Here is an 18,178-nt window from a genome sequence, read left to right as displayed (position 1 = left end):
AGAAAAAACCATGGAACATGTGCTCCCACCCCTGCCGTACGCCATCGACGCACTGGCCCCCGAGTATTCGAAGGAAACGCTCGAATACCACCACGGCAAGCACCACAACGCCTACGTGGTGAACCTGAACAACCTGCAAAAGGGCACCGAGTTCGAAGCGATGACGCTCGAAGAGATCGTCAAGAAGTCCAGCGGCGGCATCTACAACAACGCCGCCCAGATCTGGAACCACACCTTCTTCTGGAACTGCATGAAGCCCCAGGGCGGCGGCGCACCCACCGGCGCGCTGGCCAAGGCCATCGACGCCAAGTGGGGCAGCTACGACGCCTTCAAGGAAGCCTTCGTGAAGTCGGCCGTGGGCAACTTCGGTTCGGGCTGGACGTGGCTGGTGAAGAAGGCCGACGGTTCGGTGGACATCGTGAACACCGGCGCCGCCGGCACGCCGCTGACCACCGCCGACACCGCGCTGCTGACGGTGGACGTGTGGGAACACGCGTACTACATCGACTACCGCAACCTGCGCCCGAAGTTCGTCGAGACCTTCCTGGCCAAGCTGGCCAACTGGGACTTCGCGGCGAAGAACTTCGGCTGAAGCCGGACCTGGCGCTTGCCATGAAAAAAGCCGACCTGCGGGTCGGCTTTTTTACGCGCGCCGAGTTGCTCAGCGCTTGGCGGCCGAGAAGAGCTCTCCGCCGAGCTTGGCGCCCTTCTTGATGTTCTTCTTGGCGAACCAGCCTTGGTTCATTTCGAGCACGTAGCGCACCGGCTCCTCGGAGCAATGCGAGTTCTCGGTCATCGGTTGCATGTCGACCAGGTTGACGATACGGCCATCGTCGGCCACGAAGGCAGCGGTCAGCGGCAGCAGCGTGTTGCGCATCCAGAAGCACTGCGTGGCTGGCTGTTCGAACACGAAGATCATGCCTTCGGTCTGCGGCATCGTCTTGCGGAACATCAGGCCGATCTCGCGTTCGCGCGGCGATTGCGCCACTTGCGCATCGATCTTGTAGAGGCCGACCGACAACTGCGTGCGTGCCAGATCGGTTTGGGGTTGCGGTTGGATTTGCTGCTGCGCGTGGGCCGGCGCCAGGAAGGACGCGGACACCAGAAGCAGCGCGGCGAGACGCTGAAACATCGGATGACTCTTTCGGGGCCGGGACACAAGAAGGGCGGCCCGTGACCAATAAAAATGCCCGCTGAAGCGGGCATTGCCGGGAGCTTGAAAGCTTACACCTTCTTGGCGGCGGCCGCGTGGGCCTTGGAGACGTGGCGCACCTTGTGCTTCTTGACCGTGTGCTTGGCCTTGGCCTTGTGGACGGCGGGAGCGGCCGGCGCTGCGGGCGCGGGCTCGGCGGCTTGGGCGAATGCACCGGCTGCGAAGAGGCCGGCGACCAGGGCTGCGATCAGCTTGTTCATGAGAAATCCTTTGAGATTGTTGATATGGATCACCTCCCTGCGGAAGGCCTCCATTCAACGGACCTCAAGAACCCCGGTTGACAGTGGTTGAACAAAACTGCAAACGAAAAAAAGCGCTCCGGAGAGCGCTTTTCTTAGGGGGACAGACCAGCTTACTTGGCGCCGGGCATGTCAGGCGTGCCGCCTTGGGTGGCCTTGCGCTTCACGCTGCCGTCCTTGTTGCGGCGACGATCGTCGCGGGTCTTGGCGCGCTTTTCGCCAGCAACGCCAGCCTTGTCGGCACCGAAGGCGCCGCCTTCAGGCGTCTTGGCGATGTCGCCAGCAGCGGGAGCCACTTGACCAGCGGGCTTGGCTTCCTTCTTGGCTTCAGCGCGAGCTTGCGGCTTGCTGTTGGTCGCGTTGCCTTGTTCGGGCGTGGTACCGGCCGGGTTCTGGGCGTACGCGCCAGCGGCGAACAGGCCAGCGATCATGACTGCGAGAAGTTTGCTCATTGATGATTCCTCTATCGAGAATTGGTTGGAAACGCCTCCCGGCGAGCAGAAGGTCAGCCAGTAACGGGCTCTATCGCCCTACGGTTGACAATTGTCCGCTGATGGGTTGCGTCTAAAATGTACAGCGATTTGTTAGCGCGCTGTACAGCGATTCTCCCTCGCTGTCTGAATTCGCAGACAGTCGTTCGAATTACGTCACTCCCGGAGTCAAGCCCCCTCATGTCCAGCTATCAGCACATCAAAGTCCCGACCGAAGGCCAGAAGATCACGGTCAACGCTGACAATTCGCTCAATGTGCCCGATCAGCCGATCATTCCGTTCATCGAAGGCGACGGCACCGGGCTGGACATCACGCCGGTGATGCTCAAGGTGGTGGACGCCGCGGTGGCCAAGGCCTACGGCGGCAAGAAGAAGATCCACTGGATGGAGGTCTACGCCGGCGAGAAGTCGACCAAGGTCTACGGCCCCGACGTCTGGCTCCCCGAGGAAACCCTGCATGCCGTGCGCGACTACGTGGTGTCCATCAAGGGTCCGCTGACCACGCCCGTCGGCGGCGGCATCCGCTCGCTGAACGTGGCGCTGCGTCAGGAACTCGACCTGTACGTCTGCCTGCGGCCCATCCAGTACTTCGAGGGCGTGCCCAGCCCGGTGCGAGAGCCGCACAAGACCAACATGGTCATCTTCCGCGAGAACTCGGAAGACATTTACGCCGGCATCGAGTTCGAAGCCGAAAGCGACAAGGCCAAGAAACTCATCAAGTTCCTGCAGGACGAGATGGGCGTCAAGAAGATCCGTTTCCCCAACACCTCGGGCATCGGCGTCAAGCCCGTGTCGCGCGAAGGCACCGAGCGCCTCGTGCGCAAGGCCTTCCAGTACGCCATCGACAACGACAAGCCGAGCGTGACCCTGGTCCACAAGGGCAACATCATGAAGTTCACCGAAGGTGGCTTCCGTGACTGGGGCTACAACCTGGCCGCCAAGGAATTCGGTGCCGAGCTGATCGACGGCGGCCCTTGGATGAAGTTCAAGAACCCCAAGACGGGCAAGGAAATCACCGTCAAGGACAGCATCGCCGACGCGTTCCTGCAGCAGATCCTGCTGCGTCCCGCCGAATACAGCGTGATCGCCACGCTGAACCTCAACGGCGACTACGTGTCCGACGCACTGGCCGCACAGGTCGGCGGCATCGGCATCGCACCGGGCGCGAACCTGAGCGACACCGTCGCCATGTTCGAAGCCACCCACGGCACGGCCCCCAAGTACGCCGGCAAGGACTATGTGAACCCGGGTTCCGAGATCCTGTCCGCCGAAATGATGCTGCGCCACATGGGCTGGACCGAAGCGGCCGACCTGATCATCAGCTCGATGGAAAAATCGATCGCCAGCAAGAAGGTCACCTACGACTTCGCGCGCCTGATGGACGGTGCGACGCAAGTGAGCTGCTCTGGCTTCGGTCAGGTCATGATCGACAACATGTAATTGCGATCGCTGACGTCGAGAAACGTCAGACCCTTATCAAGCCCTCGAGCTTCCGAAAGGACTCGAGGGTTTTTTCTTGCCTGTCGCCCTCGCGATATCGTTAGCGAATTACCTCCTTTGTGCCCTGAACGTAAGGAGAGGCGGGCAAACATCACAGATCAATAGGCTCCGTCCTTCGTTTAACTATTGGTAGAAACTGTGCTGTGTTTGCCTCGCGGCGAGCCGCCAGAATCGCGCCCATTCCAAGAAGCATAGGGGGCGCGAAGTGGGGAAAAAGAACGCAGGAATCTGCCCGGCAACAGGGGGCCTCGCAGACGACTCGATCGAACAGGGCGTGCACGCTGCACGGCAGATCGCGCAATGACGATCTCTCGGCGAGCGCTGTTCGGCAAGCTCAACCTCACCTTGTTTCGCGGCATCGAATCCGCCACTGCATTTGCCAAGCTGCGTGGCAATCCCTATGTCGAACTGACGCACTGGATTCACCAGCTCTGGCAGCTCAACGACAGCGATCTGCACCGCATCTGCCGGCACTACAAGATCGACGCGCAAGCCATCGAGAAAGACTTCGCATCGGCCTTGTCCAGCTTGCCATCCGGTGCCACCTCGCTGACCGATTTTTCCAGTCACATCGAAGCTGCCATCGAGCGCGCGTGGGTACTCTCGAGCCTCGAGTTCGGCGCGCATTGCGTACGTGGTGCGTGGCTGCTTGCTGCGCTGCTTCAGACGCCGGACCTGCGGCGCGTGCTTCTTGGCATCTCGTCTGCATTCCAGAGAATCCCAGCAGACCAACTGACGGAGGCCATCGGTGCCATCGTGGCCGGCTCCCCCGAAGGGCAGGAAGGACCGCACGATGGCTCCGGGCTGCCATCAGCGCTGCCTGGCGAAGCCAGCGCCGCGCTCGCGGATGCGGCGTCGGATGGAAAGTCCGCGTTGCGGCGCTACTGCACGGATCTGACCGAGCGCGCATCTCAAGGGCAGATCGATCCGGTCATCGGGCGCGGACACGAGATCCGCACGATGGTCGACATCCTGCTGCGTCGCCGCCAGAACAATCCCTTGCTCACAGGAGACGCGGGCGTCGGCAAGACAGCGGTGGTCGAGGGGCTCGCGTTGGCCATCGCGCAAGGCGAGGTTCCGCCTGATTTGAAGAACTGCCGCCTGTGGAGCCTCGATGTCGGAGCGCTGTTGGCCGGCGCAAGCATGCGCGGGGAATTCGAGTCCCGCCTCAAGGCCTTGCTGGAAGAGGCGGGCAAGTCGGTGCAGCCCGTCATCCTCTTCATCGACGAGGTGCACACCTTGGTTGGTGCGGGTGTCCCCGCGTGGCGATGCGCAGTACGGGCAGTTCGTCGGAGCACCCGACGCGCCGAACTGGGCCGAGATCGAACGGGACTGCCGCCGGCTGCTGCTGCGAACGCGGGACATCAATCTCTTTGTCTGGCTGTGCCGCGCACGCACCCGTCTGGCGCAGGCTGCAGGGCTTGCGCAGTCGTTGGTGCTGCTGGTCGAGGCGCTGCGGACCTGGCCCGAAGCGGTGCACCCCCAGTTGGTGATCGAAGGCGAGCGCGACCCGGCCGTGCGTGCCAATGCGCTCGCTGCGCTGGCCGATCCGGAGGGCCTGTTGAGCGACGTGCGAGAAGTCGTCATTGCAGCCAATGCCGCGCGGCACCTGACGGTGCGTGAAGTCGAGCGCGCCTTTGCGACGCCCCGGGCGCCGGATGCAGCCAGTCCCGAGGCCATGGCGCAGCAGTTGGCAGACCTCGCGGCCGCCGCGTCGGGCGACGACCAGGCGCCGCTGCGCCTGTTGGCGCAAGCGGCCGAGGCGGCGGCGCAGATCGTCGCCTGGGCCGGCCAGCACCTGGGGCCGGACGCACCCCCACTGCATGCGCTGGTACGGTTGCTGGCCCCGTTCCAGCGAACCGGGTCATCGGCACCGCCTGCCGCGGCCGCAGCAAGGCCTGACCCGCTTCCGTCGTGGCCGGCAAGCACGCCGGCCGGTGAGGGCCTGGCCACACGCGACGACATCCTGCGTGACATCCGCAAGGCCCGCCGATGGTTCGAGAACCACGAACCGAGCAGTCCTGTCGCCGTGTTGCTCAAGCAGGCCGAACGCATGACCGGCTTGCGGTTTTCCCAGGTGGCCGACGCCATTCCGCTCGATCTGCTGCGCAAGTGGGATGCCGACGAGGAGGCTTCGCTGTGACGCTGATCCAGGCCAACTTTCTTGTCGTCTGCTTCGCGGTCGGCGCCGCCGGCGCCTTGCTGGGCCTCTGGGCGTTCTCGCACAGGCTCGGCAGGCAACTCGACGCGCAGCGCCGTGCCTGGGATTCGGAGCGCGAACAGGTGCGGCAGGCAATCCGCGCCGAATTGGCGCTGCTCGGACAGCAACAGACCGCGCACCAGGAAGCGCAACGCTCAGCGCTGGCGCACTGGCAGGCTGAGCAGGACGCGCGGCGGCTGGCTGAATGGCGGGCGTTGTCGCCCGCGCTCCCCACCTTGGCGGGCAGAAGAGGAGGGCCGGTTGCGCCGCCCGTTGCACCGTCACCCACGCAGCGGCGGAGAGCATCGCCACCAGTACCGGCCTTGCACGAGGATTCCGAACCGCAAAACTCACCGGTGCCGCTCGCGCTGTCCACCGCCGTTCACCGGGAAGCAGAGTCGGCCCCCGAACGCGAACTCACCGACGAAGAAATCGACGCGTTGCCGCCCGATCTGCCGGTGCCGACCCGGGTGCCGGGCCGGAAATTGCCGGCGCCCAAAGGTCCCGTCCTGCGCAATCTGTAAAAAAGACCGGCAATCTGCCGGTTTTTTTACGTCTGTCTTCGTGCTGTCGTACACGACGCATGCCTCTTGATTTGTCGAATAGGCGTCACCAAGTCTGTTGGCGTCGGCACGGTGCTTGCACGCTCTATAGAATCTTTTTCATGGCAACGAGAATTCCCAAAACTCCCAGCACCCCACCGGCGCAGAAACCGGCGGGCGACGACGGAGATTCGGTCGTTCTGGAGCGCCGCCCGCAAAAAACGGCGCCGCCCCAGATGTACCAGGTCGTCATGCTGAACGACGACTACACGCCGATGGAGTTCGTGATCGTCATCCTGCAGGAATACTTCAGCAAGGACCGAGAAACGGCGACCCAGATCATGCTCAAGATCCACCTCGATGGCCGGGGTGTCTGTGGGGTTTATTCCCGCGACATGGCGGCCACCAAGGTCAATCAGGTGATGGAGGCCGCGCAGCAGGCAGGGCACCCGCTGCAATGTGTCAGCGAACCGGTCGCGTGAACCAGTTGAATTGCACGCGCTCCAACCCATCTGAGAACTTATTTACAGCAAGGCAAAAGGAAATCACATGATTGCCCAGGAACTGGAAGTCAGCTTGCACATGGCCTTCGTCGAGGCCCGGCAGCAACGCCACGAGTTCATCACCGTGGAACATCTGCTGCTCGCTTTGCTGGACAACCCGAGCGCCGCGGAAGTTCTGCGCGCCTGCTCGGCGAACGTCGACGACCTGCGGGCGTCGCTCACCAACTTCATCAAGGACAACACGCCGCAAGTGGCGGGTACCGACGATGTCGACACCCAGCCCACCCTGGGTTTCCAGCGCGTGATCCAGCGCGCCATCATGCATGTGCAGTCCACCGGCAACGGGAAGAAGGAAGTCACCGGCGCCAACGTGCTGGTCGCGATCTTCGGCGAGAAGGATTCGCACGCCGTGTACTACCTGCACCAGCAGGGCGTCACCCGCCTGGACGTGGTCAATTTCATTGCCCACGGCATCAAGAAGAGCGATCCGCCGGAAGCCGTCAAGGGCAGCGGCGAAGCGCCTCAGGGCGAGGGCGAAGAGGGCGGCGGCGAACGCAACGAGAAGGCATCGCCGCTCGAGCAGTTCACGCAAAACCTCAACCAGCTCGCCAAGGACGGCAAGATCGATCCGCTGATCGGCCGCGAATACGAGGTCGAGCGCGTCATCCAGATCCTGTGCCGCCGGCGCAAGAACAACCCGCTGCTCGTGGGCGAGGCCGGCGTGGGCAAGACTGCAATCGCGGAAGGCCTGGCATGGCGCATCACCCAGGGCGACGTGCCCGAGATCCTCGCCGAGGCGCAGGTCTACTCGCTCGACATGGGCGCGCTGCTGGCCGGCACCAAGTACCGCGGTGACTTCGAACAGCGCCTGAAGGGCGTGCTCAAGTCGCTCAAGGACAAGCCGAACGCCATCCTGTTCATCGACGAAATCCACACCCTGATCGGTGCGGGCGCAGCCTCGGGCGGCACGCTCGATGCGTCGAACCTGCTCAAGCCGGCGCTCTCCAGCGGCCAGCTCAAGTGCATCGGCGCCACCACCTTCACGGAATACCGTGGCATCTTCGAGAAGGATGCGGCCCTGTCGCGTCGTTTCCAGAAGGTCGACGTGGTCGAGCCGTCGGTGCAGGAAACCGTCGACATCCTCAAGGGCCTGAAGTCGCGTTTCGAGGAACACCATGGCGTGAAGTACGCCGTGGCGGCCCTGCAGGCCGCGGCCGAGCTCAGCGCCAAGTACATCAATGACCGTCACCTGCCTGACAAGGCGATCGACGTCATCGACGAAGCCGGCGCCGCTCAGCGCATCCTGCCGCCGAGCAAGCGCAAGAAGACCATCAGCAAGACCGAGGTCGAGGAAATCGTCGCGAAGATCGCGCGCATTCCCCCGGCCAACGTCAGCAACGACGACCGCAGCAAGCTGCAGACGATCGAGCGCGACCTCAAGAGCGTGGTGTTCGGCCAGGACAAGGCACTCGAAGTGCTGGCCTCCGCGGTCAAGATGGCGCGTTCGGGCCTGGGCAAGGGCGACAAGCCGATCGGCTCGTTCCTGTTCTCCGGCCCCACGGGCGTCGGCAAGACCGAAGCGGCCAAGCAGCTGGCCTACATCATGGGCATCGAGCTGATCCGCTTCGACATGTCGGAGTACATGGAGCGTCACGCGGTGAGCCGCCTGATCGGCGCGCCTCCAGGCTACGTCGGTTTCGACCAGGGTGGCCTGCTGACCGAGGCTGTCACGAAGAAGCCGCACGCGGTGCTGCTGCTCGATGAAATCGAGAAGGCGCACCCGGACATCTTCAACGTGCTGCTGCAGGTCATGGACCACGGCACGCTGACGGACAACAACGGGCGCAAGGCCGACTTCCGCAACGTCATCATCATCATGACGACGAACGCGGGTGCCGAGACCATGAACAAGGCGACCATCGGCTTCACGAACGCGCGGCAGGCCGGCGACGAAATGGGCGACATCAAGCGCCTGTTCACGCCCGAATTCCGCAACCGTCTGGACGCCATCGTTAACTTCAAGGCGCTCGACGAACAGGTCATCCTGCGCGTGGTCGACAAGTTCCTGCTGCAACTGGAAACCCAGCTCAGCGAGAAGAAGGTCGAGGTCACCTTCACCGACAAGCTGCGCAAGCACCTGGCGAAGAAGGGCTTCGATCCGCTGATGGGCGCACGCCCGATGCAGCGCCTGATCCAGGACACGATCCGTCGTGCGCTGGCCGACGAGCTGCTGTTCGGTCGCCTGACCGACGGCGGTCGCCTCGAAGTCGACCTCGACGAGAAGGACGAAGTGCTGCTCGACATCCAGCCGATCCCGAAGAAGGAAGGCAAGTCGAAGCCTGAAGCCGAGGAAGCCGCCACGGGCTGATCCCGCCTCTCTGAGGAACGAAGTCAAAGGCCGGTAGCATTCGCTGCTGGCCTTTTTCTTTGGGCCGGCCGAAAACACTCCGCCTTCACCCGCTTTTGCCTTGATCCTCCCCGAACTCAGCCACGAATGGAAAACCGGCCTCTCCCTGGCGTGGAGCGGCTACATCGCCGTGCTGTCGATCTGGATCGTGATGCAAAAGCGCGCGCCGGTATCCACCATGAGCTGGATCCTGTCGCTGGCGCTGCTGCCGTTCGCGGGCTTCATCGTCTACTACTTCCTGGGGCCGCAGCGGCTGCGCAAGCAGCGGCTCAAGCGCCTGCGCAACCGCGCGAACGCCCATGCGCAGGCCGACTTGGCGCGGCTGCGTGACGCCTCGCAGCATGCGCCGCCGGCACTGCAGCAGATGGCCCGGCTGGGCACCGCCGCCTGCGGCCTGCCGGTGTCGAGCGCCACGGGCGTCGAGCTGCTCTCGGGCGGCGCGCGCACCTTCGACGCCATCTTCGAGGCCGTGCGCGCGGCGCGCGACCACATCCACCTCGAGTACTACATCTTCGAGCCCGACCGCATCGGCACCGCGCTGCGCGACCTGCTGGTCGAGCGTGCGCAGGCCGGCGTGCGGGTGCGCCTGCTGCTCGACGCGCTCGGCTCCAAGCGCATCGGCCGCAAGTTCATGGCGCCGATGCACGCGGCGGGTGTGGAGGTGGCGCTGTTCCACGACACCAAGATCGGCCGGCGCCTGCGCCCCGTGACCAACTACCGCACCCACCGCAAGATCGTGGTGTGCGACGGCCGCGTGGGCTTCACGGGCGGCGTGAACATCACCGACGAGGAAGACAAGCGCACCAACCCCAAGGACGCGTACCACGACGTGCATGTGCGCATCGAAGGCAGCGCGGTGCGCTGGCTGCAGACCACCTTCCTGGAGGACTGGAGCTACGCCACCGGCGAAAAGCAGCACCGCTCCGACGCCGTCCTGGACGCGCTGCTGCCCCAGGTGGAGGCGGGCGACATCCCGGTGCAGATCGTCACCAGCGGCCCCGACAACGCCTTCGAGGCCATCCACCGCATGCACGTCGAGGCCATCCATTCGGCCACGCGCCGGGCCTGGCTCACCACGCCGTACTTCGTGCCGGGCGAGCCCGCACTGATGGCGCTGACCAGCGCGGCGCTGCGCGGTGTCGACGTGCGGCTGCTCGTGCCGCGCCGCAGCGACTCGGCCATCGTGAGCGCCGCCGCGCGCTCCTACTTCGACGAGCTGATCGCCGCGGGCGTCAAGATCTGGGAGTACAAGGAGCGCATGCTGCATTCCAAGACGCTGGTGGTCGACGACCATTGCGCGATGATCGGCACCGCCAATTTCGACAACCGCAGCTTCCGGCTCAACTTCGAGGTCTGCGCCGTGGTCTACGGGCCCGCGCTGACCCAGCCGCTGGCGGCGCAGTTCGAAACCGACCTGCACAGCTCCGGCGCGGTGCGCGCCCACCGCCCGCAGACTTTCTGGCGCCGCCTCGGCGATGCCATTGCGCGACTGTTTTCTCCCTTGCTCTGAATGAACCACACCTTTCTCTGGCACGACTACGAAACCTTCGGCGCCGTGCCGCGCCGCGACCGTCCCTCGCAGTTCGCCGCCATCCGCACCGATGCCGAACTCAACGAAGTCGGCGAGCCGCTGATGATCTATTGCAAGCCCGCGCCGGACTACCTGCCCAGCCCCGAGGCCTGCCTGATCACCGGCATCACGCCGCAGGTCTGCCTGGAGCGCGGCATTCCCGAGCACGAGTTCGCGGCCCACATCGAGCAGGCCTTCTCGCAGCCCGGCACCATCGGCGTGGGCTACAACACCATCCGCTTCGACGACGAGGTCACGCGCTTCCTGTTCTGGCGCAACCTCATCGACCCGTATGCGCGCGAATGGCAGAACGACTGCGGCCGCTGGGACCTGCTCGACGTGGTGCGCCTCACCTATGCGCTGCGCCCCGACGGCATCGAGTGGCCGAAGAAGGAAGACGGCAAGCCCAGCTTCAAGCTCGAAGACCTGGCGCGCGCCAACGGCCTGCTGCACGAGTCGGCGCACGATGCGCTGTCCGACGTGCGCGCCACCATCGCGCTGGCGCGGCTCATCCGCGACAAGCAGCCCAAGCTCTTCGACTTCGCCTTCGGCCTGCACAAGAAGGACCGCGTGGCGATGGAGCTCGGCCTGCCCGCGATGCGCGAGACCGCCAAGCCCTTCTTGCATGTGTCGGGCATGTTCCCGGTCGAGCGCGGCTGCCTGGCCGTGATGTGGCCGTTGGCCAGCCACCCGACCAACAAGAACGAACTGCTGGCCTGGGACCTGTCGCAAGACCCGAGCGAGCTGCGCGACCTCGACGCCGAGACGCTGCGCCTGCGCCTGTTCACGCGCACCGCCGACCTGCCCGAAGGCATGACGCGGCTGCCGATGAAGAGCGTGCACCTGAACAAGTCGCCGATGGTGGTCGGCAACCTGCGCACGCTGGCACCGGCCATGGCCGAGCGCTGGGGTGTCGACATGGACACCGCCATGCGCCACGCCGCCATCGCGCGCGACCTGCCCGACATGAGCGCGATCTGGTCGCAGGTTTTTTCCCGGCCGAAGGAGGCGACGCCCGATGTCGATGAGGACCTTTACGGCGGCTTTGTCGGCAACGGCGATCGCCGGCGCCTGAACCAGCTGCGCGGGCTGTCGCCCGAGGGGCTCGCCAAGGAGTGCGTGGCCTTCGACGACGGACGGCTCGACGAAATCCTCTTCCGCTACCGCGCGCGCAACTGGCCCGAGTCGCTGAACGAGGAAGAAACCGAGCGCTGGGAAGCGCTGCGCGTGGCGCGCCTGTTCAAGGGCGAGGGCGGGGCGCGCACCATCGAGGCGCTGTTCAGCGAGGTCGATGCGCTGTCCGAGAACGCCGACGAGCGCGGCGAGGAAATCCTGGGCGCGCTGTACGAGTACGCCGAGTCGATCGCGCCCGAGGCCTGAAAGACCGAACGGCCGGCATGAGCAACGTTGCACGCCACCGGCTGTTTCGCGCAGGCATGGCGGGCGCGCTGGCCACCGCGGTGCTTGCAGGTTGCGCCGCAGGGCCGTCCGGCCACTGCGCCACGGGCTTCGAGGCCTTCGAGCGCGACACCCTCTATTTCGGCCGCGCCATCCCCACGGGTGGTCAGGTGTCCGACGCCGACTGGGCCGACTTTCTCGACACCCGCGTCACACCGGCCTTTCCGCAAGGCTTCACCGTGCTCGACGCCGCCGGCCAGTGGCGCGGTGCGTCGGGGCAGGTGGTGCGCGAGCCTTCGAAGCTGGTCGTGCTGCTGCACCCGCGCGACGCGAAGGCCGACGCGGCCATCGCCACCTTGATCGACACCTACCGCCAGCGCTTCGCGCAAGAGGCGGTGTTGCAGGAAAGGCAGTCCGTTTGTGCCCGTTTCTGAAGCGGCTCCTACCGTTCGCCGGCTGATTCCCGCCGACGGGCCGGCCTACCGCGCGCTGATGCTCGACGCCTACGCGCGGCATCCCGAGGCGTTCACGTCCACGGTCGAGGAGCGCGCCAGCTTGCCGCCCGCCTGGTGGGAGACGCGCCTGCGCACGGACGCCGATGCCGCCGAGGTGGTGTACGGCGCCTTCGATGCCACCGGCGTACTGGTTGGCGCGGCGGGGCTGGGCCGCGAATCGCGGCAGCGCACGCGCCACAAGGCGACCTTGTTCGGCATGGTGGTGGCGGAATCGGCACGGCGCGCGGGCGCCGGTTGGCAGCTGGTGGAGGCCTTGCTCGCGCATGCACGCGCGCTCGGCGGCGTGCGCGTGGTGCAGCTGACCGTGACCGAAGGCAATCGCCCGGCGCAGGCGCTGTACGAACGCTGCGGTTTCCAGGTCTTCGGCGTCGAGCCGATGGCCACCGTGCTCGATGGCGCGTTCTCGTCGAAGGTCCACATGTGGTGCGACCTCGACACGACACCGTCTTCGACTTAGTCGCCGCGCTCGCGCACCATCAGCAGCGCGGGCCCGTCGGGCGTGGTCACTTCGCCGAGCGCGTGGAAGCCGGCCTTGGCATAGCTGCGGATCGCGCGGGCGTTGCGCGGCGACGGATCGGTCTGGATGCGCGTCACGGCCGGGTCGGCGAACAGCTGGTCCGTGAAGGCGCGCACCATCGCACTGCCGAGCCCGCGATTCAACTGATCGGCCTGCGCCAGGAACTGGTCGATGCCGCGCGCACCCGGATCGCGCTCGTCTTCCCACCAGCCGTCGCCCGAGCCCATCACGACGTACGACTGGATGAATCCCAAAGGCTGCCCGTCGCGCAATGCGATGTAGCCGCGGTCGGGCGAGTCAGGCGCCAGCATCGGCGTGAAGTCGGCCTCGACCTCGGCGAGCGTCGGCACCGGCGTCCACCATTCGGCCACGTGCGGGCGGCGCAGCCAGTCGTGGAGCATCGCGAAATCCGTGGATTGCAGCGGGCGGAACGAGATCGAATGCATGGCGTGCGTCCTAGCGGGAGATCCGGTCGACGATGTCCTGCGCCAGCGACGCGATGGTCAGCGGCGCGCAGCCTTCGGCGTTGTTGCTCACGGTGACGAAGGCGTTCTGTCCGGCGCCCGTGGTGCCGGCGATCACCTTGGCCAGCGCGGCGCGGGTTTCGGGGTCGGGGTCGAGCACCTTGTCGAAGGGGCCGTAGAGTTTTTCGGCATCTTCGTAGCCGAAGCGGCCGTGGCGGCGGTGCAGGTTCCATCGGCACACCAGCGGCCCGGGCCACAAGGCGCGCAGCATCGGCAGCTGGTCCTCGATGGGCGGCATCTTCGCGTGCAGGCCCATGCAGAAGGTCGCGCCCACGCTGCGCAGCATGTCGGCGAAGGCGGGGCACAACAGTTGCGGGTCGCGCACCTCGACGGCGAGCACGGCGTCGGGCGCGGTCGGCTTCAGGTCGGGCATCGCGGCCAGCATCGCGCCGATGCGTGCGATCAGCGCGGGCTGGTCGGCCAGCAGGTGAGTCGGGATCGGGCTCAGCTGGAACACCAGCGCGCCGATGCGGTGGCCCAGCCCGTCGAGCGCCGGCTGCACGAACTCCTGCAGCGCGATCTCGTGGCTCAGGAACACCGGGTTGGCCTGCGTGCCGCGGCCGCTTTCGTCGCGCACGGTGGCGTCGGTCACCAGGCTCGGGGCCTTCACGACGAAGCGGAAGTCGTCCGGCACCATGGCCGCGTAGCGCGCGTACTGGCTGGCGGTGAGGGCGCGGTAGAAGTTGCGGTCCAGGCTCACGGTGCGCAGCAGCGGGTGCTGCGCAAGCGCCGACAGGCCGTTCTTCGAGAGCACGGTTTCGGCGTAGTCGCCGTCCCAGACCAGGCCAGCCCAGCCCGGGTAGCTCCACGACGAGGTGCCCAGGCGCAGTTGCTGCGGCAACTCGGCGGCGAGGGCGACCAGCGCCGCGTCGGGTGCCACGGGCTTCACGGTGGCGCCGCGCGGCTTCTTCGGCGAAGGCGCCGGCGCGTCGGCCGCTTCGGCCGGGCGCGGAAGTTCGGGGAGGTCGGAAAAGAGGGAGTCCTGCACGTCAGCCATGTCTGGGTCGGCATTTTCGGCCAAGCGGGGAGGCCCGTCGGCGCCGGGCACAATCCGCGCCATGACACAGTGGTTGCGTACGCGGGGTGGTTGGTGGCTGGCTTGGTTGGTGCTCACGGCCGCCGGCGCCGTGTGGTTCGCGCGCGCCGAGCTGACCCGGCTCCAGCAGGATTTCGAGACCGACGCGCGCATCGCGCACCGGCTCATGAGCCAGCAGGTGGTGCAGTACGACGCCGTGCTGGCCACGCTCGCGCTGCTGGAGCCCAACGCCGGCGCCGACTACCCCGAGCGGCGGCTGCCGTCGGTGTACTCGTCGATCCTGCGCGTGCAGCGGCGTGCGGCCGACGAGCCCTGGCCCGATGCCGAACACGCGGACGCGCTGGCCGCCGCCGAGGCCCGCTCGCGCGCCGAACGCCGCGCCGACCTGGCCGTGCTCGACCTGGCGCATGGCCGCTACCAGCTCGTGATCGGCTCGGAGCCGTTGAGCTACGCGCTCGAGATCGATCTCGTCGGCTCGGTGCCCTGGCGCGACTGGCCGATGAACCCGCAGCGCAGTCCCGTGCGACTGGTCCTGCAGCGCGACGGCCAGCAGCTGGTGCTGCAACACGGCCAGTCGGCCGAACATGGCTGGCGCTACAGCCTGAGCAAGGAACTGGCGTCGCCGAGCCAGCCTTTCGAGCTGGTGGCCGAGCGCCAGGTCGGTTGGGCCGAGCTGCCGTGGCGCACCATCGGCGGCTGGGCGGTGGCGATGGCGCTGCTGCTGGCGGGCCTGTGGGCCGCGCAGCGCCAGCGCATCGCGCGGCGCCGCGCCGAAGAGCTGCTGCGGCTGGGGCAGGTGGCGCGCCTCAATGCGCTGGGCGAGCTGTCGGCCGGGCTGGCGCACGAGCTCAACCAGCCGCTCACGGCCGTGCTGGCCAACGCCCAGGCCGCGCGCCGCCTGCTCGACGACGACCCGCCCGACCTCGCCACCGCGCGCGACGCGATGGGGCAGGCCGTCGAGCAGGCCCGCCGTGCCTCCGGCGTGGTCGGCCGCCTGCGCCGCGTGATCGAACGGCCCGAGGCCGGCGGCGACGTGAAACCGCTGGTGCTGCAGGAGGTGGTGCGCAGCGCCATGCACCTGCTGGCGCCCGAGTTCGCGCGCCACGGCGTGGCGGCCCAGTTCGACGCCAGCGCGCAGGCGCCCGTGCGCGTGCAGGCCGAAGCCGTGGCGCTGGAGCAGATCGTGCACAACCTGCTCATGAACGCGACGCAGGCGCTGGACCTCGTGCCCGCCGCCGAGCGGCGCCTCGTGGTCTCGGTCGGCCGCAACGGCGAGGAGGGCGTGCTGACCGTCACCGACAACGGCCGCGGCATCGCGCCCGAGGCGCTGCCGCGCCTGTTCGAACCCTTCTTCAGCACGCGCGAAGGCGGCCTGGGCCTCGGCCTGAGCCTGAGCGAAACGCTGGCCAGCGGCATGGGCGGCAGCCTGAGCGCCGCGAATGCCTCGCCGCGCGGTGCGCGCTTCACCTTGCTGCTGCCGCTGGTGGCACCTTCGACATGACGATGCCAACCACCGCCGACCAGCCGCAATCGCCCCTGATCCACCTGATCGACGATGACCAGGCCGTGCGCGACAGCCTGTCGCTGCTGATCGGCACCGTCGGCCTGCGCGTGCAGGGCTGGGCCGATCCGCAGGCCTTCATCGACGGCTTCGATCGCGCGAGCGTCGGCGCCATCGTGCTGGATGTGCGCATGCCCGGCATCAGCGGCCTCACGGTGCTTGACCGGCTGGTGGCGCAGGGCGTCGACCAGCCTGTGATCATGCTGACCGGTCATGGCACGGTCGAGATGTGCCGCCGCGCCTTCAAGGCCGGCGCGGCCGAGTTCCTGGAGAAGCCGGTGGACGACGAGCAGCTGCTCGAAGCCCTGCAGCAGGCCGTGCGCCAGCATGTGCGCACGCGCGAGCGATCGCAGGCCGACAACGCCGCGCGCGAGCGGGTGGCGCAGCTGTCGGAGCGCGAGCGCGAGGTGCTGGCCTTCATCGTGCAGGGGCTCACCAACAAAGAGATCGCGCGCGTGCTGGCGCTGTCGCCGCGCACCGTCGAAACGCACCGCGCCAACCTGTTCGCCAAGCTCGACTGCGACTCGCTGGCGCAACTGATCCGGCGCTATGCCGTGCTGGCGTCGGATGCGGGAGAAGAGGGCGCTCCGTAGTTCTACGGAGTGCCGGGCGTAGCCGTACGAATGGTTGCAGCGGACCGTATTTTTTACAGTGACACCGTGGTCGGCACAGGCCGGCACGAACCCTCTCATCACTGGAGAAACAACACATGCAATCGATCATCCGCGTTGGCGGTCTCGCCGTTCTGCTCGCTGCTTCCGTCGCCCAGGCCCAGACGCCGCCCCCCGCTGTTCGCACCGAGAAGAACATCTCGCTCGCGCTGGCCAACCAGATCGCCGCAGAAACCGTGGCCGCCTGCGCCGCCAACGGCTACAACGTGGCCGCCACCGTGGTCGACCGCGCCGGCACCGTGCGCGCCGTGCAGCGCGCCGACAACGCCGGCCCGCACACGCTGTCGTCGAGCGAACGCAAGGCCTGGACCTCGGCTTCGGCCAAGAGCCCCACGCAAGCCATGATGGAAGGCGCCCAGAAGAACCCCGGCGCCGCCAACCTCGTGTACCTGCCGGGCTTCCTGCTGCTGGGCGGCGGCGTGCCGATCAAGTCGGGCAACGAAGTGATCGGTGCCGTGGGCGTGGGCGGTGCGCCCGGCGGCCACCTCGACGAGCAGTGCGCCAACGCCGCGCTCGAGAAGGTCAAGGGCCAGCTCTGATGACGGCGCGCGGTCTCTGGTCGGCGGTGCTCGCCGCCGCGATCGGCTGGAGCGCCGCGCCCGGCGCGGCGGCCCAGGTGCCGCCGCTGGCTGCCGAAGTGCTGGCCTACGAAGGCCTGCACCGCGCCGCCTGGCACGGCGACCTGCCCAAGCTCAAGAGCCTGATCGCCTCCGGCGCCAGCCTCGATGTGCGCGACGCGCGCGGCCGCACGCCGCTGCAGGTCGCCACCTACGCGCGACAGCGCGACGCCGTGACGCTGCTCGCCAAGGCGGGCGCGAACATCGACCTGCTCGAAGACGACCGCTACGACGCCGTGACCATCGCGTCGGTGGCCGACGACGTGACCACGCTCACGCTGCTGCTGCAACTGGGCGCCAAGCCCGGGCAGGTCACCAGCCGCTACGACGGCACCGCCTTGATCGCTGCCGCGCACCTGGGGCACGACGAGGTCGTGCGCCGGCTGGTCGCAGCGGGTGCGCCGCTGGACCACGTGAACAACCTGCACTGGACGGCGGTGATCGAATCGATCGTGCTCGGCGACGGTGGCGCACGCCACCAGCGCACGCTGGCCGCGCTGATCGCCGGCGGCGCCAACCTGCAACTGGCCGACCGCCAGGGCCTCACGCCGCTGCAGCTCGCCAAGGCGCGCGGCTACACGGCGATGGTGAAGCAGCTCGAAGCGGCACGCGCCAAGTAGCCTGCCGCACCGCAAGCCGGGGGCGACTCGGGGACAATCGGACCTCCCCACGAG

General features: G+C 67.0%; 19 protein-coding genes and 2 pseudogenes. 16 read left to right on the top strand and 5 right to left on the bottom strand.

Features of this window, described 5'->3' with window-relative positions; all coding sequences use genetic code 11:
• The first annotated feature begins 10 nt into the window (after positions 1–10).
• Positions 11–592 (top strand): superoxide dismutase, encoded by a 582-nt coding sequence (locus tag ACAM52_RS12140; RefSeq protein WP_095745206.1) that lies wholly within the window; start codon positions 11–13, stop codon positions 590–592.
• Positions 593–661: 69 nt separating this feature from the next.
• Here ACAM52_RS12140 and ACAM52_RS12135 read toward each other — a convergent pair whose 3' ends face one another.
• The 3 genes from ACAM52_RS12135 to ACAM52_RS12125 form a co-directional block, all read right to left on the bottom strand.
• Positions 662–1,132, bottom strand: coding sequence for a DUF192 domain-containing protein (locus ACAM52_RS12135; protein ID WP_307637033.1), 471 nt, complete (start codon positions 1,130–1,132; stop codon positions 662–664).
• A 92-nt stretch (positions 1,133–1,224) separates the two neighbouring features.
• Positions 1,225–1,413, bottom strand: a complete 189-nt coding sequence (locus ACAM52_RS12130; protein ID WP_070060553.1) for a hypothetical protein — start codon at positions 1,411–1,413, stop codon at positions 1,225–1,227.
• Positions 1,414–1,565: 152 nt separating this feature from the next.
• On the bottom strand, positions 1,566–1,904 hold the full coding sequence (locus tag ACAM52_RS12125; protein WP_062471494.1) for a hypothetical protein: 339 nt from the start codon (positions 1,902–1,904) through the stop codon (positions 1,566–1,568).
• A gap of 219 nt (positions 1,905–2,123) precedes the next feature.
• Between ACAM52_RS12125 and icd the strand changes: the two genes are divergently transcribed.
• The 11 genes and pseudogenes from icd to ACAM52_RS12070 all read left to right on the top strand — a co-directional run bounded on the left by icd (position 2,124) and on the right by ACAM52_RS12070 (position 13,035).
• Positions 2,124–3,383, top strand: coding sequence for an NADP-dependent isocitrate dehydrogenase (icd, locus tag ACAM52_RS12120; RefSeq protein WP_062471491.1), 1,260 nt, complete (start codon positions 2,124–2,126; stop codon positions 3,381–3,383).
• Between the two features lie 360 nt (positions 3,384–3,743).
• Positions 3,744–4,697, top strand: a pseudogene (locus ACAM52_RS12115) (AAA family ATPase); the annotation flags it as partial.
• Positions 4,690–4,929, top strand: a pseudogene (locus ACAM52_RS12110) (type VI secretion system ImpA family N-terminal domain-containing protein); the annotation flags it as partial. The pseudogenes ACAM52_RS12115 and ACAM52_RS12110, both read left to right, overlap by 8 nt.
• A gap of 75 nt (positions 4,930–5,004) precedes the next feature.
• Positions 5,005–5,586: a hypothetical protein gene (locus tag ACAM52_RS12105; protein ID WP_369647823.1), complete on the top strand. Its 582-nt coding sequence runs from the start codon at positions 5,005–5,007 to the stop codon at positions 5,584–5,586.
• Positions 5,583–6,167: a hypothetical protein gene (locus ACAM52_RS12100; protein WP_369647152.1), complete on the top strand. Its 585-nt coding sequence runs from the start codon at positions 5,583–5,585 to the stop codon at positions 6,165–6,167. The genes ACAM52_RS12105 and ACAM52_RS12100 overlap by 4 nt, the downstream gene beginning before the upstream one ends.
• A gap of 140 nt (positions 6,168–6,307) precedes the next feature.
• A complete protein-coding gene (gene clpS, locus ACAM52_RS12095) occupies positions 6,308–6,667 on the top strand; it encodes an ATP-dependent Clp protease adapter ClpS (RefSeq protein WP_062471456.1) in 360 nt (119 codons plus the stop codon).
• Positions 6,668–6,734: 67 nt separating this feature from the next.
• The gene (gene clpA, locus ACAM52_RS12090; RefSeq protein ID WP_062471453.1) at positions 6,735–9,056 is read left to right on the top strand and encodes an ATP-dependent Clp protease ATP-binding subunit ClpA; all 2,322 of its coding nucleotides are present in this window, start codon (positions 6,735–6,737) and stop codon (positions 9,054–9,056) included.
• A gap of 100 nt (positions 9,057–9,156) precedes the next feature.
• Complete coding sequence (gene cls / locus ACAM52_RS12085) at positions 9,157–10,605, top strand: cardiolipin synthase (protein ID WP_062471451.1); 1,449 nt, start codon at positions 9,157–9,159, stop codon at positions 10,603–10,605.
• Positions 10,606–12,045: an exodeoxyribonuclease I gene (sbcB, locus tag ACAM52_RS12080; RefSeq protein ID WP_369647151.1), complete on the top strand. Its 1,440-nt coding sequence runs from the start codon at positions 10,606–10,608 to the stop codon at positions 12,043–12,045.
• A 17-nt stretch (positions 12,046–12,062) separates the two neighbouring features.
• Positions 12,063–12,497 carry a DUF3574 domain-containing protein gene (locus ACAM52_RS12075; protein ID WP_369647150.1) on the top strand — a complete coding sequence of 145 codons (435 nt, stop codon included), beginning with the start codon at positions 12,063–12,065 and terminating at the stop codon, positions 12,495–12,497.
• Positions 12,484–13,035 (top strand): GNAT family N-acetyltransferase, encoded by a 552-nt coding sequence (locus ACAM52_RS12070; RefSeq protein ID WP_369647149.1) that lies wholly within the window; start codon positions 12,484–12,486, stop codon positions 13,033–13,035. Before ACAM52_RS12075 ends, ACAM52_RS12070 begins: the two co-directional genes overlap by 14 nt.
• Here ACAM52_RS12070 and ACAM52_RS12065 read toward each other — a convergent pair.
• Together ACAM52_RS12065 and ACAM52_RS12060 are read right to left on the bottom strand one after the other, a co-directional pair.
• Positions 13,032–13,541, bottom strand: coding sequence for a GNAT family N-acetyltransferase (locus ACAM52_RS12065; RefSeq protein ID WP_369647148.1), 510 nt, complete (start codon positions 13,539–13,541; stop codon positions 13,032–13,034). The genes ACAM52_RS12070 and ACAM52_RS12065 overlap by 4 nt on opposite strands.
• A gap of 10 nt (positions 13,542–13,551) precedes the next feature.
• On the bottom strand, positions 13,552–14,616 hold the full coding sequence (locus ACAM52_RS12060; RefSeq protein WP_369647147.1) for a DUF72 domain-containing protein: 1,065 nt from the start codon (positions 14,614–14,616) through the stop codon (positions 13,552–13,554).
• Positions 14,617–14,677: 61 nt separating this feature from the next.
• On the opposite strand from ACAM52_RS12060, the gene ACAM52_RS12055 reads away from it, so the two are divergent.
• The 4 genes from ACAM52_RS12055 to ACAM52_RS12040 all read left to right on the top strand — a co-directional run bounded on the left by ACAM52_RS12055 (position 14,678) and on the right by ACAM52_RS12040 (position 18,124).
• On the top strand, positions 14,678–16,156 hold the full coding sequence (locus ACAM52_RS12055) for a sensor histidine kinase (RefSeq protein WP_369647146.1): 1,479 nt from the start codon (positions 14,678–14,680) through the stop codon (positions 16,154–16,156).
• A 2-nt stretch (positions 16,157–16,158) separates the two neighbouring features.
• Entirely contained in the window at positions 16,159–16,809 is a 651-nt protein-coding gene (locus ACAM52_RS12050; protein WP_139140198.1) for a response regulator transcription factor, read from the top strand.
• Between the two features lie 116 nt (positions 16,810–16,925).
• The gene (locus ACAM52_RS12045; RefSeq protein ID WP_369647145.1) at positions 16,926–17,426 is read left to right on the top strand and encodes a heme-binding protein; all 501 of its coding nucleotides are present in this window, start codon (positions 16,926–16,928) and stop codon (positions 17,424–17,426) included.
• On the top strand, positions 17,426–18,124 hold the full coding sequence (locus ACAM52_RS12040; protein WP_070060562.1) for an ankyrin repeat domain-containing protein: 699 nt from the start codon (positions 17,426–17,428) through the stop codon (positions 18,122–18,124). The genes ACAM52_RS12045 and ACAM52_RS12040 overlap by 1 nt, the downstream gene beginning before the upstream one ends.
• The last annotated feature ends 54 nt before the right edge of the window (positions 18,125–18,178 follow it).

Origin of the sequence: Variovorax sp. V118, from assembly GCF_041154445.1 — a bacterium.
Taxonomy (GTDB): Bacteria; Pseudomonadota; Gammaproteobacteria; order Burkholderiales; family Burkholderiaceae_C; genus Variovorax; species Variovorax boronicumulans.
Note: the sequence above shows the minus strand (reverse complement) of the source record. Positions and strands in the feature narration are given on the sequence as shown.